Source organism: Mycobacterium sp. NPDC050041 (genome assembly GCF_049541695.1).
Classification (GTDB): Bacteria; Actinomycetota; Actinomycetes; order Mycobacteriales; family Mycobacteriaceae; genus Mycobacterium.
Genome location: NZ_JBMVDG010000006.1, coordinates 46,313 through 60,385 on the forward strand (window position 1 = coordinate 46,313; position 14,073 = coordinate 60,385).

At 70.3% G+C, this 14,073-nt stretch carries 18 protein-coding genes; 10 read left to right on the plus strand and 8 right to left on the minus strand.

Going from position 1 to position 14,073, the window contains the following annotated elements:
- Nucleotide 1: 1 nt before the first annotated feature.
- Nucleotides 2-433 (minus strand): type II toxin-antitoxin system Rv0910 family toxin, encoded by a 432-nt coding sequence (locus tag ACPCHZ_RS19035; RefSeq protein WP_423486154.1) that lies wholly within the window; start codon nt 431-433, stop codon nt 2-4.
- Between the two features lie 329 nt (nt 434-762).
- Between ACPCHZ_RS19035 and ACPCHZ_RS19040 the strand changes: the two genes are divergently transcribed.
- The 4 genes from ACPCHZ_RS19040 to yaaA are packed head-to-tail and all read left to right on the plus strand — an operon-like array spanning nt 763 to nt 3,850.
- Nucleotides 763-1,359, plus strand: a complete 597-nt coding sequence (locus ACPCHZ_RS19040) for a peptidoglycan endopeptidase (protein WP_423486155.1) — start codon at nt 763-765, stop codon at nt 1,357-1,359.
- A 42-nt stretch (nt 1,360-1,401) separates the two neighbouring features.
- Complete coding sequence (locus ACPCHZ_RS19045) at nt 1,402-2,538, plus strand: alkaline phosphatase family protein (RefSeq protein ID WP_423486156.1); 1,137 nt, start codon at nt 1,402-1,404, stop codon at nt 2,536-2,538.
- 51 nt (nt 2,539-2,589) lie between these two features.
- Complete coding sequence (locus ACPCHZ_RS19050) at nt 2,590-3,069, plus strand: MSMEG_6728 family protein (RefSeq protein WP_423486157.1); 480 nt, start codon at nt 2,590-2,592, stop codon at nt 3,067-3,069.
- A 34-nt stretch (nt 3,070-3,103) separates the two neighbouring features.
- Nucleotides 3,104-3,850: a peroxide stress protein YaaA gene (gene yaaA / locus ACPCHZ_RS19055; RefSeq protein ID WP_423486158.1), complete on the plus strand. Its 747-nt coding sequence runs from the start codon at nt 3,104-3,106 to the stop codon at nt 3,848-3,850.
- A gap of 3 nt (nt 3,851-3,853) precedes the next feature.
- Here yaaA and ACPCHZ_RS19060 read toward each other — a convergent pair whose 3' ends face one another.
- Genes ACPCHZ_RS19060 through ACPCHZ_RS19070 form a run of 3 tightly spaced genes read right to left on the minus strand, consistent with a single transcriptional unit; the run spans nt 3,854 to nt 6,295 of the window.
- Nucleotides 3,854-4,570 (minus strand): mitomycin antibiotics/polyketide fumonisin biosynthesis protein, encoded by a 717-nt coding sequence (locus ACPCHZ_RS19060; RefSeq protein ID WP_423486159.1) that lies wholly within the window; start codon nt 4,568-4,570, stop codon nt 3,854-3,856.
- A gap of 54 nt (nt 4,571-4,624) precedes the next feature.
- A complete protein-coding gene (locus tag ACPCHZ_RS19065) occupies nt 4,625-4,987 on the minus strand; it encodes a VOC family protein (RefSeq protein ID WP_423486160.1) in 363 nt (120 codons plus the stop codon).
- 45 nt (nt 4,988-5,032) lie between these two features.
- The gene (locus ACPCHZ_RS19070; RefSeq protein ID WP_423486161.1) at nt 5,033-6,295 is read right to left on the minus strand and encodes an amidohydrolase family protein; all 1,263 of its coding nucleotides are present in this window, start codon (nt 6,293-6,295) and stop codon (nt 5,033-5,035) included.
- Between the two features lie 25 nt (nt 6,296-6,320).
- Between ACPCHZ_RS19070 and ACPCHZ_RS19075 the strand changes: the two genes are divergently transcribed.
- The 3 genes from ACPCHZ_RS19075 to ACPCHZ_RS19085 all read left to right on the plus strand — a co-directional run bounded on the left by ACPCHZ_RS19075 (nt 6,321) and on the right by ACPCHZ_RS19085 (nt 9,300).
- Nucleotides 6,321-7,163, plus strand: a complete 843-nt coding sequence (locus ACPCHZ_RS19075) for an AraC family transcriptional regulator (RefSeq protein WP_423486162.1) — start codon at nt 6,321-6,323, stop codon at nt 7,161-7,163.
- Nucleotides 7,160-7,831, plus strand: coding sequence for a (2Fe-2S)-binding protein (locus ACPCHZ_RS19080; RefSeq protein WP_423486163.1), 672 nt, complete (start codon nt 7,160-7,162; stop codon nt 7,829-7,831). Before ACPCHZ_RS19075 ends, ACPCHZ_RS19080 begins: the two co-directional genes overlap by 4 nt.
- Before the next feature lie 86 nt (nt 7,832-7,917).
- On the plus strand, nt 7,918-9,300 hold the full coding sequence (locus tag ACPCHZ_RS19085) for a pyridoxal phosphate-dependent decarboxylase family protein (protein ID WP_423486164.1): 1,383 nt from the start codon (nt 7,918-7,920) through the stop codon (nt 9,298-9,300).
- Here ACPCHZ_RS19085 and ACPCHZ_RS19090 read toward each other — a convergent pair.
- Nucleotides 9,297-9,812: a hypothetical protein gene (locus ACPCHZ_RS19090; protein WP_423486165.1), complete on the minus strand. Its 516-nt coding sequence runs from the start codon at nt 9,810-9,812 to the stop codon at nt 9,297-9,299. The two genes, ACPCHZ_RS19085 and ACPCHZ_RS19090, sit on opposite strands and share 4 nt — an antisense overlap.
- A gap of 184 nt (nt 9,813-9,996) precedes the next feature.
- Between ACPCHZ_RS19090 and ACPCHZ_RS19095 the strand changes: the two genes are divergently transcribed.
- Both ACPCHZ_RS19095 and ACPCHZ_RS19100 read left to right on the plus strand, forming a co-directional pair.
- Nucleotides 9,997-10,890: a fructose bisphosphate aldolase gene (locus ACPCHZ_RS19095; RefSeq protein ID WP_423486166.1), complete on the plus strand. Its 894-nt coding sequence runs from the start codon at nt 9,997-9,999 to the stop codon at nt 10,888-10,890.
- A 131-nt stretch (nt 10,891-11,021) separates the two neighbouring features.
- Nucleotides 11,022-11,348, plus strand: a complete 327-nt coding sequence (locus ACPCHZ_RS19100) for a hypothetical protein (RefSeq protein WP_423486167.1) — start codon at nt 11,022-11,024, stop codon at nt 11,346-11,348.
- A gap of 13 nt (nt 11,349-11,361) precedes the next feature.
- Here ACPCHZ_RS19100 and ACPCHZ_RS19105 read toward each other — a convergent pair whose 3' ends face one another.
- Both ACPCHZ_RS19105 and ACPCHZ_RS19110 read right to left on the minus strand, forming a co-directional pair.
- Nucleotides 11,362-12,630 (minus strand): competence/damage-inducible protein A, encoded by a 1,269-nt coding sequence (locus ACPCHZ_RS19105; protein WP_423486168.1) that lies wholly within the window; start codon nt 12,628-12,630, stop codon nt 11,362-11,364.
- Between the two features lie 62 nt (nt 12,631-12,692).
- A complete protein-coding gene (locus tag ACPCHZ_RS19110; protein WP_364983925.1) occupies nt 12,693-12,944 on the minus strand; it encodes a CsbD family protein in 252 nt (83 codons plus the stop codon).
- 191 nt (nt 12,945-13,135) lie between these two features.
- On the opposite strand from ACPCHZ_RS19110, the gene ACPCHZ_RS19115 reads away from it, so the two are divergent.
- Nucleotides 13,136-13,795 (plus strand): MBL fold metallo-hydrolase, encoded by a 660-nt coding sequence (locus ACPCHZ_RS19115; RefSeq protein WP_423486169.1) that lies wholly within the window; start codon nt 13,136-13,138, stop codon nt 13,793-13,795.
- On the opposite strand, the gene ACPCHZ_RS19120 is transcribed toward ACPCHZ_RS19115, so the two are convergent.
- A complete protein-coding gene (locus ACPCHZ_RS19120; RefSeq protein ID WP_423486170.1) occupies nt 13,773-13,997 on the minus strand; it encodes a hypothetical protein in 225 nt (74 codons plus the stop codon). The two genes, ACPCHZ_RS19115 and ACPCHZ_RS19120, sit on opposite strands and share 23 nt — an antisense overlap.
- Between the last annotated feature and the right edge of the window lie 76 nt (nt 13,998-14,073).

The following is a 14,073-nucleotide window of genomic DNA, read 5'->3' on the forward strand; positions in this document are numbered from 1 at the left end:
GTCAGCCGTACAACTCCTCGAAGCGCTCGATCGAGCGCTCGATGTCGCCCTTGACGGCACGGGCGGCGGCGGCGCCGATGGGCCCGAACAGCGGTCGGCCGCCGAGATCGATCAGCACGGTGAACGTGCAGCCTTCGGCCGCGGGCTTCACCGACATCGTCAGCGCGTACTTCGTACCTCCTACGCCGTCGCCGGTGACCTTGAGCAGTTTCGGTGGATCGAAGGTGCGGATCGTCCACGTCACCCGGTTGCGCATGCCCTTGGCGCCTGCCACGCCCACCAGCGTGGTGCCCTCGCTGAGTTCGGCGGGCACCTCGCCACGCCACCCCTGATGCATCGTGAGCCAGTCGCCCAGCTCGGACAGATTCGACGCATGGCCCCATGCCTGCTCGGGAGAGATGGACAACGATCGGGTCAACTCCAGTTTGGCCACCGGCGAATGGTAACGGCGGCGGTGACAGGGCCGGCCCGAATCGGTCGAAGGCGGGTCGGCGCACGCCGGGCCGGGCCACCGCTCTCCGCACCGGCGCGATCGCCGTCGTCGCCTCGAAAGTTCGCCTGGTCGGACGGATTTGATCGTCTTCGGGCGTTGATTTGCTGCGCGGATGTGTGATTCGCGGGCGATCGTGGAACTCCTCCCGTAACGGGCCCGGATGTTGCCGGATCTGCGCCAGATTGGTGATCTTGGTCATAGAATTCCCGTATTGTGGCCGGTATCACCGCTTTTGGCGGGTCACGGGCGTTCTGTTAATGTCCGGCCGCATGTTTGCTCTAGCGACGATGTTGACGCTCATCAACCAGGTCTCGGGCACGCCGTACATCTCCGGCGGTGACAGCCCCGCAGGTACGGACTGCTCAGGTCTGGCCTCCTGGGTGAGCAACGCAGCCACCGGACGACCGATCTACGGCGATCGCTTCAACACCGGGAACATGGAGAGCGCGCTGCTGGCCCGCGGCTTCAAGCACGGCTCGGAGCCCGGGGCACTGGTCATCGGGTGGAACAGCGGCCACGCGGCGGTGACACTGCCCGACGGCACCCCGGTCTCGTCCGGTGAGAGCGGCGGCGTGAAGATCGGGGGCGAGGGCGCCCACCAGCCGCAGTTCACCAAGCACATGTTCCTGCCGATGCCTGCCGAGCAGCCACTGCCGCCCGCGCCGCCCGCCGGGCCGAACGTCATCTCGGTCAGCATGCCGCCGGCGCCGGGTGCCCCCGTTCCGCCTCCGCCCGGTGCGCCGCTGCCTCCCCCGCCGCCGCCCGTGGGCGCGCCGCTGCCCCCGCCGCCCGGTGCGCCGCTGCCGCCTCCGCCCCCGCCAGGCGCGCCGCTGCCGCCACCGCCCGCGCCTGTGGTCGCCGCGTAGAGCCATCGACCGGACCGCGGCAGCTGTGGCAGGCTCGGCGGCGTGGACCTGCCGCGTCCGGACCCGGCCCGCGCGCACCTCGCCGACGTGGTGCCCTCGGTTCTGGCGGCGATGAACGTCGCCGGCTTCGACCGCCGGATACCGCTGCCCGATGATGTGACCGGCGCCTGCGTCCTGTTGATCGACGGCCTGGGCGCCGACCTGCTCGACGCCCACACCGCCGACGCGCCCGTCCTCGCCGGACTGCGCGGACCCACGCTCGACGTCGGCTTCCCGTCCACCACAGTGGCCGGCCTGGCCGCGGTCGGCACCGGAGTCCGTTCCGGCGAACACGGGCTCGTGGGCTACTCGTTCGGGCTGCCGCAGGTGGGCCTGATCAATGCGTTGCGGTGGCGGGTCCACCCCTTCGGCGCCGACCTGCTCGAGGACGTGCCGCCCGAGCAGCTGCAGCCGATGGCGACCACCTTCGAGCGGGCCGCCGCGGCCGGGTTCGCGGTGAGTGTCATCTCCGCCGCACAGTTCACCCATTCGGGAATGACCCGCGCGGTGCTGCGCGGCGGGCGCTACGTCGGCGTCCACGGTCTCGGCGATCTCGCCGCGGGCATCCAGTCCGCCATCGCCGACGGCGGACTCTGCTACGGCTATCACGGCGACCTCGATCTGGTCGGTCACCTGTACGGCCCGGGGTCGACGGCGTGGCGAATGCAGCTGCGACAGGTCGATCGCCTGGTCGAGTCGGTGGTCGAGGCGCTGCCTGCCGGCGGGCTGCTCGCCGTCGTCGCCGACCACGGCATGGTGGAGGTCGATCCGGCCGACGTCATCGACGTCGATGCCACGGAGTCACTGCTCGACGGCGTCTCGGCAGTGGCCGGCGAGGCGCGGGCGCGCCACGTCTACGTCCGCGACGGCGCGGCCGACGCGGTCTCGGCGGCGTGGCGCGAGACGCTGGGCCACCGGGCCTGGGTGGTGACGCGCGACGAGGCGATCGACGCAGGCTGGTTCGGCGACGTGGTGGCCGACGCGGTGCGGCCACGCATCGGTGACATCGTCGCCGCGGCGCGCGGCAACGCGGCCATCGTGCGGCGGGCGGCCGAGCCCATGGAGTCGTCGCTGGTGGGTCACCACGGCTCGCTCACTGCGGCTGAACAGCGGGTGCCCCTGTTGCTTGCGGTCGGCTGAGCCGACGCGCGCTCGCGTGTCGGCCCTCCGCCCACCGGGTATGCGCGCGCCGTGCAGACCTTTCTGCCCTATCAAGGATTCGCCGAGTCCGCGGTGGTGCTCGACGCACGTCGCCTGGGCAAGCAGCGGGTGGAGACCATCCAGGTGCTGCGGGCGCTGACCGTCCCCGGCTACGGCTGGCGGCGCCACCCCGCCGCCGCGATGTGGGCCGGTTACGAGGAAGCACTCGTGCGCTACGGCCTCGACGTCTGCGCGCAGTGGTGCCTGATGGGCCACGCCGACACCTGCGCCGACACCCTGGTTTCCGACCTTGCCGACACCACCGGCCTGGTCGTGGTCCGGAGCCGGCAGGAGCTTGCGGCCGCCGGTGAGCTACCGCCCTGGCTCGGCGACGCAGACCTGCACCGCAGTCACCAGTCCGCCCTGGTGCGCAAGGACCCGGCGCACTATCGCCCGTATTTCGCCGAGGTGCCCGACGATCTGCCCTACGTGTGGCCGGATTCCGATCGGGCCCGCCGCATCCCGTTGTGACGATGGCCGCCGGGCGGTTGTTAACGTCGGCGCTGTGATCGTGCTGCTGCCTCCGTCGGAGACGAAACGAGCCGGCGGCGACGGCCCACCGTTGCGGCTCGAGACGCTGCGCTCCCCCGAGCTGAACCCGGCCCGCGGTGACCTCGTCGACGACCTGGTGGCGCTGGCGGCGGACCGCGCCGCCTCCCGGTCCGCCCTGGGTCTGTCGGAGAAGCAGGACACCGAGATCGACCGCAACGCGGCGTTGCGCACCGCCCCCACCCTGCCGGCCCTGGTCCGCTACACCGGTGTGCTCTACGACGCACTGGATATCGGATCCCTCGGCGGCGCAGCGGCTTCGAGGGCCCGTGCCCGGCTGGCGGTCGGGTCGGCGCTGTTCGGTCTGCTGCGCGCCGACGACCAGGTGCCGGCCTACCGGTTGTCGGCCGACTCGAAACTGCCGGGCCGCAGCACCCTGGCAGCGCATTGGCGGCCGTCGCTGGAACCACTGCTCGCCGAGCTCGCCGTCGACGATCTGATCGTCGACCTCCGGTCCGGATCGTATGCGGCGCTGGGGCGTCTGCCCGACGCGGTGCGGGTGGACGTCGTCTCGGAGCGCGCGGACGGGAAGCGCTCGGTGGTCAGCCACTTCAACAAGGCGCACAAGGGCCGGCTCGCGCGTGTCCTGAGCGGCAGCAGAGCCGAACCCGACGACGCCGGGAAGGTGGCGGCCGTGGCGAGGCGGGCCGGCATGCGGGTCGAGCGCGAGGGCAACGACCTGACGGTGATCATCGCCGCCTGAATGTCAGTCCCACACGCGGGCCAGTGCCGACTCCGAACCCGGGGTGAGCGGCCCGGTCAGCATGACCGGTGCCTGGGCCATGAATCGTGGTGTAAGGCCTCGGTGTTCGTCGGCGGCGTGCACCGTGAACGGGTGCACGAGATACATGTCGCCGGGGCTGCCGGTGGCATACCCGACCGGGCATCCGGCGCTCGCCTCGTCGACGATCGGCGCCGAATCCTGGAAGGAGAACCGACGCTCCCCCAGCGCCGCGGCCACCTCGCGATGTGAGCCGATCCGGATGCGCGTCGGCGCGTCATCGGCCCCGACGTCGGACAGCAACGTCAGCAGCAACAGGGTGTGCGGTCTCCCGCTGACCGACCACGAGCCGTCGGGCGCCGGCGTATTGGCGTCGATGTGCCAGCCGCGGTCTTCTGCGGGCGGCTGCGCCGGGAAGCGGACGGGGATGTTGCCGAGTGCCCCCCGCGGTGACCAGCCACCGCGGCCGCACACGCGGTCCAGTGCGTCGGCGAGGCGGGCGCTGCGCGCGATCTCGCCGAACGGGCCGTCACCGGTGAGGTCGGCGGCCCACTTCACCGGCGCGTCCCACTTCCCGGGTTCGTCCGGGTCGAGTCCGATCTGCCGCCACAACAGTTCTCTTGCGGCGTCAGCGGTTTCGCGCGGAGCCGCTCCGGTCAGCCGGGCGAAACCGGCACGGATGAAGTCGTCGACGTCGAGCACGTGTCACAGGGTGCCGCACGGAACTCCGCTCCGGCCACCGATTTTCGGCGGGATCTATTCGGTGATCCCCCAGACCAGGCAGAACGTGTGCCCTGCCGGGTCCCGGTACACCCGGAAGTCGCCACCCTCGATGCCCATGTCGGTCGCGCCGAGTGCGAGCACCTGCTGCTGCGCGGCCTCGACGTCGTCGACCTGGATGTCGAGGTGGAACTGCTGCGAGCCGTGCGGATCCGGGAACCGCGGTGGCTCGTGTTCGGGTGAGAGCTGGAAGGCCAGCCGTCGCCCGGAGGACTCGGTGAGCACGATGAACGTGTCGTCCTCGGCTTCGATGTTCCCGCCGAGTACACCGGCGTAGAACTCCGCCAGTGCCTGCGGGTCTTTGGTGTCGACGACGACGGAGCGCAGTTTCCCGATCATGGCTGCCGGGTTTCCGGTGCGGGTCGGCGGTAAACGGCCCGGCCGTCAGGCCTTGGCGAGCTGCTTCTGCTCGTAGATCCGCGCCCATTCCTTGCGTGGCCGGATCGCCACGTCGACGTCAGCGCCCTTGGCGCGCAACGCACCGACCTTGGCCTCGTCGCGCGGGGTCAGCTTGAACGGGTCCCAGCCGAAGAACCGGCAGCTGTTCTGCCAGGTGATCTTGTCGATGTCGCTGTCGTCGGCGCCGGCCGCGAGCAGTTCGGCGTGCACCTGTTCGGGCGCGTCGGGCCAAAAGCAGTCCGAGTGCGGGTAGTCGCACTCCCAGGCGATGATGTCGATGCCGATCTCGTGGCGCAGCTTGAGCGAGGTCTTGTCGGTGACGTAGCACGCCAGGGAGTGCTCGCGGAACACGTCACTGGGCAGCTTGTCGCCGAAGTCGCGGCGCAGCCACTTCTGATTCGTGTAGTGCCGATCACTGCGATCCAGATAGAAGGGGATCCAGCCGATCCCGCCCTCGGAGAACGCGAACTTCAGATCCGGGTAGTTGCGCATCGCGGGTCCCCACAGCAGGTCCTGCGCGCACATCGCCGACACCTGGGTGGCGAGGATGATCAGGTTGTCGATCGGGGCGTTCGGCGCCATGCTGATCGCCCCGAAACCCGTGCCGATGTGCAGGCACATCACCACGTTCTCCTCGGACAGCGTCCGGAAGACCGGGCCCCAGTACTCCTCGTCGTGGTAGCTCGGCAGCCCCTCGAGGTGCGGCAGTTCCGGCATCGTGACCGCCCGGCAGCCCTTGGCCGCGACCCGGCGGATCTCCTTGCACATCGCCTCGGGGTTCCACGTCGGCAGCACCGCGATCGGGATGAACCGGTCGGGGTAGCTGCCCGCCCACTCGTCGATGTGCCAGTCGTTGTACGCCGACACCATGACCAGCGTGACCTCTTCGCGGTGCATGTTCAGGTGCCGCGCCGAGAAGCCGGTGAACGTGGGGAAGCACATCGACGCGAGGATGCCGTTGCGGTTCATGTCACGGACGCGCTCGTGGACGTCGTACACCCCGGGCCGCATCTCGGCGAAGCCCGCCGGGTCGCGACCCCACTCCTCTGGCGGCCAGGACACCACCGCGTTGAGCCCGCTGACGCCCTGCGGCCTGCCCTGGTACATCCACTGGTCGACGCCCTTGTCGTCGGTCACGACGACCGGTGCGTCGGCCTTGTACTTGGCCGGCACGTGGTTGAGGAACATGTCGGGCGGTTCCACGACGTGGTCGTCGATGCTCACCAGGATCAGGTCGTCGGTGTTCATGACTCAACTAGTACCCTCGGAAACCGTGACCGTCTCTGCGCGTCCGGCCACAGGTTTGGCCGTACCGGCCAACCTTGGCCATGTGGTCGGCCATGTCGACCTGCGCCGCGGCGGCCGTGCCCTCGGCGGCAGTTACCTCTACGAAGGCGAAAAGCTGGTCACCGGCTGGCACTCCCACGACGTCCACCAGATCGAGTACGCCACCGGCGGCGTGGTCGAGGTGGAGACCGTCGCCGGCCATCACCTGGTGCCCCCGCAGCAGGCGGCGTGGTTGCCCGCCGGCCTCGAGCACCAGACCACGATGAGTCCCGCCGTGCGCACCGTCGCCGTCATGTTCGATCCGCAGCTGATCACCCGCGGCGGCGATCGGGCCCGGATCCTGGCGGTGTCGCCGCTGATCCGCGAGATGATGCTCTACGCCCTGCGATGGCCGATCGGCCGACCGGACGGCGATCCGGTCTCCGACGGGTTCTTCCGCACGCTCGGGCACCTGGTGTCCGACGCGCTCGATCACGAGACGCCGTTGACCCTGCCGACGTCGGAGCACCCGATCGTCGCCGCGGCGATGGCCTACACCAAGGAGCATCTGCAGTCCGTGACCGCCGAGGAGGTCAGCCGCGCCGTCGCGGTGTCCGAGCGGACCCTGCGGCGTCAGTTCCAGGACGAACTCGGGCTGAGCTGGCGGACCTATCTGCTGCACGCGCGGATGCTGCGGGCGATGGCTCTGCTGGCCTCTCCGGGGCAGTCGGTGCAGGAGACCGCATCGACCGTCGGGTTCGACAGCCTGAGTTCGTTCACCCGGGCGTTCACGCAGTTCTGCGGCGAGACCCCGTCGTCCTACCGCCGACGGGCCGCACCGACAGGGTGAACATCACCTCGGCACTGGCCGACATCTCGTCCTACGGAATGTTCTTCACGATCGCGGTGGGCGACGGAAACGTCGACGCGCAGAACTGGCGGCCGATCGCCGACTGCTACCGCGACGGCTGCGCGGACCTTGTCGATCTGACCGTGACCCGGTACCACACCGACGACCGCCGGGTCGGTTCGTCGCTCGTCCACCTCGGCCACGCCGCCCGGTTGTGGTCGCCCGTGCTGGCGTGCGTGGTCGCCCACGGCGTCCTTCCCGACCTGACGTCGTTGCAGCGCGCACGCCACGGCCCGCAGTTGCGTCTGACCGACCCCGTCGGCGAATCGGCAGGCGCACCGGGCTTCTCCCCCGGGCGGCTCTACGACGCGGTGGTGGACGGCCAGCTGAGCCGACTGGCGGCCGGTATGCCGGTCGGGCTCGCGCCAGGACTGCTGCGCGGCAACATCGCCTCCGCGCTCGTGGGCAGCGCCGCCGCGCTCGCGGCGGCACGTCCGGACCTGCGCCGCCCGGTGGTCGGGTTGACGGCGGCGCTGCTGGACTCGACACCGTTGGCCGGGTCGGGCCGGTTCAGCCCCGTGGACATGACGTTTCGGCGCCGCAGCTGCTGTCTGTTCTACCGCGCGCCCGCCGGCTCGATGTGTGGCGACTGCTCGTTGCGCGGCTAGAAGCCGAGGGCCGCGGCTGCACCTCCTTTTCCGCCTCATCGCGCCGAACCACGTTGTCAATGAACGGCATTGAGTAGGGTCGAGCCATGCCCGACCGCACCGCCGGACTGCAGAGCGCCGTCCGGCACGCGACCGCGTTCCTCGCCGGGCTCGACGAGCGGCCGGTCGGCGCCCGATCGTCGGCGGCCACGGTGCGCGACCATCTCGGCGGACCGCTGCCCGAGCGCGGTGAGGACCCCGCCGCCGTGATCGAGGCGCTTGCGCTGGGCGCCGAGCCCGGTCTGGTCGCCAGCGCAGGCCCGCGGCACTTCGGTTTCGTCGTCGGCGGCGCGGTGCCCGCGGCACTGGCCGCCGACTGGCTGGTCTCGGCGTGGGACCAGTGCGCCGCGTTCCACGCGCTGTCGCCCGCAGGTGCGGCGATCGAGGAGATCGCGGCGTCGTGGGCGCTGGAACTGCTCGGGCTGCCGGCCGGTGCCAGTGTCGGGTTCGTCACCGGCGGGCAGGCGGCGAACACCACCTGCCTGGCCGCCGCCCGCCATGCCGTGCTGGCTCGCGTCGGCTGGGACGTCGAGGACCGCGGCCTGATCGGTGCGCCGGCTCTGCGAGTGTTCTGCGGTGAGCAGGCGCACGTCACCATCCACACCGCACTGCGGCTCCTCGGACTCGGCGCCGGTACCGCGACCCGGGTGCCCGCCGACGGTCAGGGCCGGCTCGATCCCGGTGCGCTCGGCGACGCGCTGTCGCGCGCCGAGGGTCCGGCGATCGTCTGTGCGCAGGCGGGCAACGTCGCCACCGGATCCTTCGATCCGTTCGGTCCCATCGCCGACGTGTGCGCCGACCACGGCGCCTGGCTGCACGTCGACGGTGCCTTCGGACTGTGGGCCGCCGCGGCGCCCGGCACGCGGCATCTCACCGCCCATGCCGACCGCGCCGACTCCTGGGCGGTCGATGCCCACAAGTGGCTGAACGTGCCCTACGACGCCGCCCTGGCGGTGGTCGCCCATCCGGACGCGCACCGGGCGGCGATGAGCCTGACCGGTCCGTATCTGGTGGCCGACGCGGGCGAACGCGACAACACCAGCTACGTGCCGGAGAGTTCGCGCCGCGCCCGGTCGGTGCCGGTCTACGCGGCGATCCGGTCGCTGGGCCGGGCCGGCGTCGCCGAGCTGATCGAACGCAACTGTGCGCAGGCACGGCGGATGGCCGGGCTGCTCTCGGCGATCCCCGGAGCGCAGGTGCTCAACGAGGTGGTGCTCAACCAGGTGCTGCTCCGGCTTCCCGGCGGCGACGCGGCCAACCGCGCCGCCATCGCCGCCATCCAGCAGGACGGCACCTGCTGGCTGGGCGGCACCACCTGGCGGGGCGAGCATGTGCTGCGCATCAGCATCGCGAACTGGGCCACCAGCGACACCGACATCGACCGGTGCGCGGCGGTGATCGCCTCCGTCGCCGGGCGGATCGCCGGCTAGATGTCCACGATCCGGTCGGAGGTGTAGAACTCGTCGGGAACCTGGGAGAACGGCTGGGGTTGCTCGATGGAGATCCAGGCACCCGTCGCACCCGGCGCGATCGGACCGCGCAGCGTGACGAAGCCCGACCCGGCGGCGTCGGTGTTGATCGCCCCGACCGCGGTGCCCTCGGACCCGGGCTCGCAGCTCGCCGCCGACGACCGTGGCATCTGGATCACCTTGACCTCGTAGAAGGTGAACGGTTCCGCGACCGCCAGGTCGACGTCGGCCACCAACTGGCCCGAGCCTTCCGTGCGGATGTGTGCGGTCGCCCGACCTTCGCCCGCCGCCGACACGTACTGCATCGGGCTGGCGTCGCAGCGACGCAGGATGTTCGAGAACGTGACCAGTGATGGGTCGACCCCCGGCGGCAGAGCGGCCGCACCCGGGGCGCCGACGATCATGAGTACCGCCGGTCCCACCGCCGTCGCCATGGCCGCACCCACCGCCGCGAACCGTTTCAGCTGACGCATTGCCCGAACCCCTTCGCCTTCCGACCCGACCCCGCCGTCGGTACCGACAGCTGGTTCACAGCCAACCATGGCACCTGCCGGAGCGGTCTCGTATGGGCCGAATATCCTCGGACGCGGACCGCGCTCGCCGGCGACCGGCGGACGTGGCCGACGACCACCGTCTTCAAGGGAGTAGGCAGCGCAGATGGCGAACGACAAGCAAGCGGACAAGGTGTCATCGGGCAAGGGATTCATCGCCGCGCTCGATCAGAGCGGCGGCTCGACCCCCAAAGCGCTGCGGCTCTACGGCGTCGAGGAGAGCGCGTACTCCTCGGAGCAGGAGATGTTCGACCTGATCCACCAGATGCGGTCCCGCATCATCACCTCGCCGGTCTTCACCGGCGACCGGGTGGTGGGCGCCATCCTGTTCGAGCAGACGATGGACCGCGAGGTCGAGGGCAAGCCGTCGGCGACCTACCTCTGGGAGGACAAGGGCGTGGTGCCGTTCCTCAAGATCGACAAGGGTCTGGCCGACGCGTCCGACGATGTGCAGCTGATGAAGCCGATGCCCCAGCTCGACGACCTGCTGGCGCGGGGCGCGCGGGGCGGCATCTTCGGCACCAAGGAGCGCTCGGTCATCGGCGGTGCGAACGCCGCGGGCATCGCCGCCGTGGTCGAGCAGCAGTTCGAGGTGGCACGACAGGTGCTCTCGCACGGCCTGGTGCCGATCATCGAGCCCGAGGTGACGATCTCGATCGACGACAAGGCGCAGGCCGAAGAGATCCTGCGCGACGAGATCGCCAAGCAGCTCGACAACCTGCCCGACGACCAGAAGGTGATGCTGAAGCTGACGCTTCCGACGGAAGCCAACCACTACCAGCCGCTGGTGAACCACCCGAAGGTGCTCAAGGTCGTGGCGCTGTCCGGCGGTTACCCACGCGACGAGGCCAACACGCTGCTGGCGAAGAACAGCGGCGTGATCGCCAGCTTCAGCCGTGCACTGACCGAGGGCTTGTCCGCCCAGCAGTCCGACGCCGAGTTCGACGCCACCCTCGACAAGGCGATCCAGTCGATCTACGACGCGTCGGTGGCCGGATAGCGCGGGCGCCGGACCTACCGGCTCACGTATCAAAGTTGTTGAGCAGCAATGTGTCACCGGCGGTCATCGGCCGCGGTGTCACATGCCGCGCGCTGTACAGCACCCAAGCGGATGGCTAAGGTCAACCGATCATGACCGGACCGGTGCGTCGCAGGTTGCGCGAGGTGCTTCGGCTGGACCGACTCACCGCGCTGGTCACCGGCCGCGCGTCGCGTCCGCACTGCGAGTTCATCGGCGTCTACTTCGATCGCAATGACACCCCGGTCTACGACGTGTGCCGGCGGCCTGCCGCATACGTGATGACCAGGCGGTGCTGCGGCAACACCACCGTGCTGTGTGCCCGGCACGTGAAGGTGGCCAAGGAATCCGAATGGACCGAGTGCCAGGCCTGTCAGCACATCGCGCTGTCGTGGGACGAGTCGACGTCCAGCCTCGAGCGGATCCGGCGGTCCCGCTGAGCAATTCGGGTCGTCAGCCTCCGCCGCTGAGGGCGCGCAGCAACATGTGCATCGCCACCGTCGTCGAACGCTCTCGGATGTCGCTGCGGTTGCCCGGCAGCCGCAGCGTACGGGTGACCGTCGGACCGTCCGCCAGCCGCACGCAGAAACACACGGTGCCGACCGGTTTCTCCGCCGTCCCCCCGCCCGGGCCGGCGATCCCGGTGATCGCCACCGCGGTGTCGGCCGCGAAGCGGCGCAACGCACCGTCGGCCATGGCGACCGCCACCGGCTCCGACACCGCTCCGTGCGCCTCGATGAGTTGCGGATCGACGCCGAGCAGCTCGTTCTTGGCGGCGTTGGCGTAGGCGACCACGCCACCGGCCACGTGGGCGGACGAACCCGGCCGTTCGGTGAGCCGCGCCGTGAGCAGGCCCGCCGTGCACGACTCCGCCGTCGCGATGCGGCGGCCCGCCAGCCGGTCGGCGACCAGGTCGTCCACCAGGGCGCCGTCCTCGGAGAAGACGGCGGTGCCGTGCTGCTCACGCAGATAGTCCGCGAGTGCGGAGTACGCATCCGCGGCGTCCGGTTCGTACCGGGTGACGATCTCCAGCTCGCCCCTGCGCAGGCAGGTGGTGATCTCCAGGCGGTCGAAACCGGCGACTTCGCGCTGCGCGGCCCGCAGGGTCTCGGCCAGCCCCGACTCGGGGAGTCCGAACATCCGCACGGTCTGCTGCTCGTATCGCGTCCGCCCGGCGACCGCCTGCTGAAACGCTTCGGTGTCGACGGCGGTGTGCCACATCGGCTGCAGCTCGCGCGGCGGGCCGGGTAGCACCACCACCGTCGGGGCACCGGGCACCACCACCCCGGGAGCCGTGCCCACCGGATCGAGTACCTGTGCTCCCTGGGGAACCATCGCCTGCTTGCGGTTCGCGGCCATCACGGCCTCGAAGTCGACGCCGTCGAATCGGGACATCAGCTTGCGCAGGATGTCGGCGATCTTCTGCTCCAGCGCCGCGTCGAGCACGAGGCTCCGGCCGCAGAACCGGGCCACGGTGGCCACCGTCAGGTCGTCGGCCGTCGGTCCAAGGCCTCCGCTGGTGATGACGAGGTCGACACCCTGGCCGGCGAGGAAGCGCAGCGCCGCCTCGATGTCGTCGGGCCGGTCACCGCAGAGGGTGATGTGCGCGAGGTCGACACCCAACTCGAGGAGACGATCGGCCAGCCACGGACCGTTGCGGTCCTGCACCCGGCCGGTCAACACCTCGGTCCCGGTCACCACGATTCCCGCACGCACACCCACGGTTCACGACACTACGCAGCGTGCCAGGAGCCCCGGGTGGCCGGTGCGACGGACCGTCGGCGTCAGTCCTTGTCGGGCCGTTGCGCCGCGCGCTGGCGCTGCTCGTCGACCTTGGCGTTCGCGCGGGCCTTCTCGGCCTCGGCTTCCTTCTGTGCCGCCTCACGCTGGGCCTCGGCCTTGTCCTGCTGGGCCTGCCCTTCGCGAACCAGGTCGTCGCGGCCGGCGACGGTCCCGACCGCTTCCTTCGCCTTGCCCTTGACGTCCTCGACCACGCCGCGGATGCCCTCGGCGGGCCCGCTGTTGTTCTCAGCCATGCTGTTGTCCTCTCCGTCGACGGGGCCACGCAGGAATCTGCGGGCCCCGGAGTGCCGGATCTTGATTCCCTTTTCCGCGATGCGTCAAACCAGCGCTCGGACCGGCCTGGAAGCAGCTGTGCGACAACACATCCGAAATCGACCGCCGAGTTCCTTGACCTCAACAAATATTCAGGTTCGACACTGAACGCATGGACACCCGACTGCGGCGCATCCGCGCCGACCTCTACGAAACCCGGACCGACTCACCCTTCCCCGGACTGACCACACACGCCTATCTGTGGACCAGGCCCGGGGGCAACGCCCTGTTCTACTGTCCCGCGACCGACGCGCAATTCGACGAGATCGCCGCACTCGGCGGCGTGGCCGACCAGTACCTTTCCCACCAGGACGAGGCCGGGCCGATGCTGGCGGCGCTGGCCGCCCGGTTCGGGGCGACGCTGCACGCGCCCGCGGCCGAGCTCGCGCGGATCGGCCGGCATGCCCAGGTGCACGTGCCGCTCGACAGCCGGTACGTCGATGCGCTTGGCGTGCAGGTCATCCCGACCCCCGGTCACTCCCCCGGCAGCACCAGCTACCTGGTGCCGGGTGCGGACGGCGAGACGTACCTGTTCACCGGCGACACCCTCTTCCCGCGCGGGGACGGCACCTGGGGCACCTTCGTCATCCCGGGTGTCGGCGACACCGACGCGCTGAAGACGAGCCTGCGGCTGCTCGAAGCGCTCTCCCCGGATCTGGTGGTCTCCAGCGCATTCGCCGGAGACAGCGGCTACGAGTCGATGACCGGACCGCGCTGGTCCCAGTCCGTGGCGGCGGCCCTCGACGAGCTCAGCGCTTCAGCCAGCCACTGACGTCGGTCAACTGCCGGGTGTAGGTGGTCATGACGTCGTCGTGGTAGAGCGACGCGCCGCTGATCGCACTGTCGCCCCGCCAGATCACCCGGACCCGGGTCGTGCCGCGCGCGTAGATGTCGATGCGGTCGCGGTCGATGCGCTGCCAACCCTTGTCCTCGGCGAGCTGCTGCAGGCTCTGCCGCTCCTCGACTGCGGTCATGTCCCTACCTCCTGTGGCGCCTTGCGGAGTCTCCTGCGATGGCTGATCCGAAGAGACTACGGCCCCGGCAGAGGTG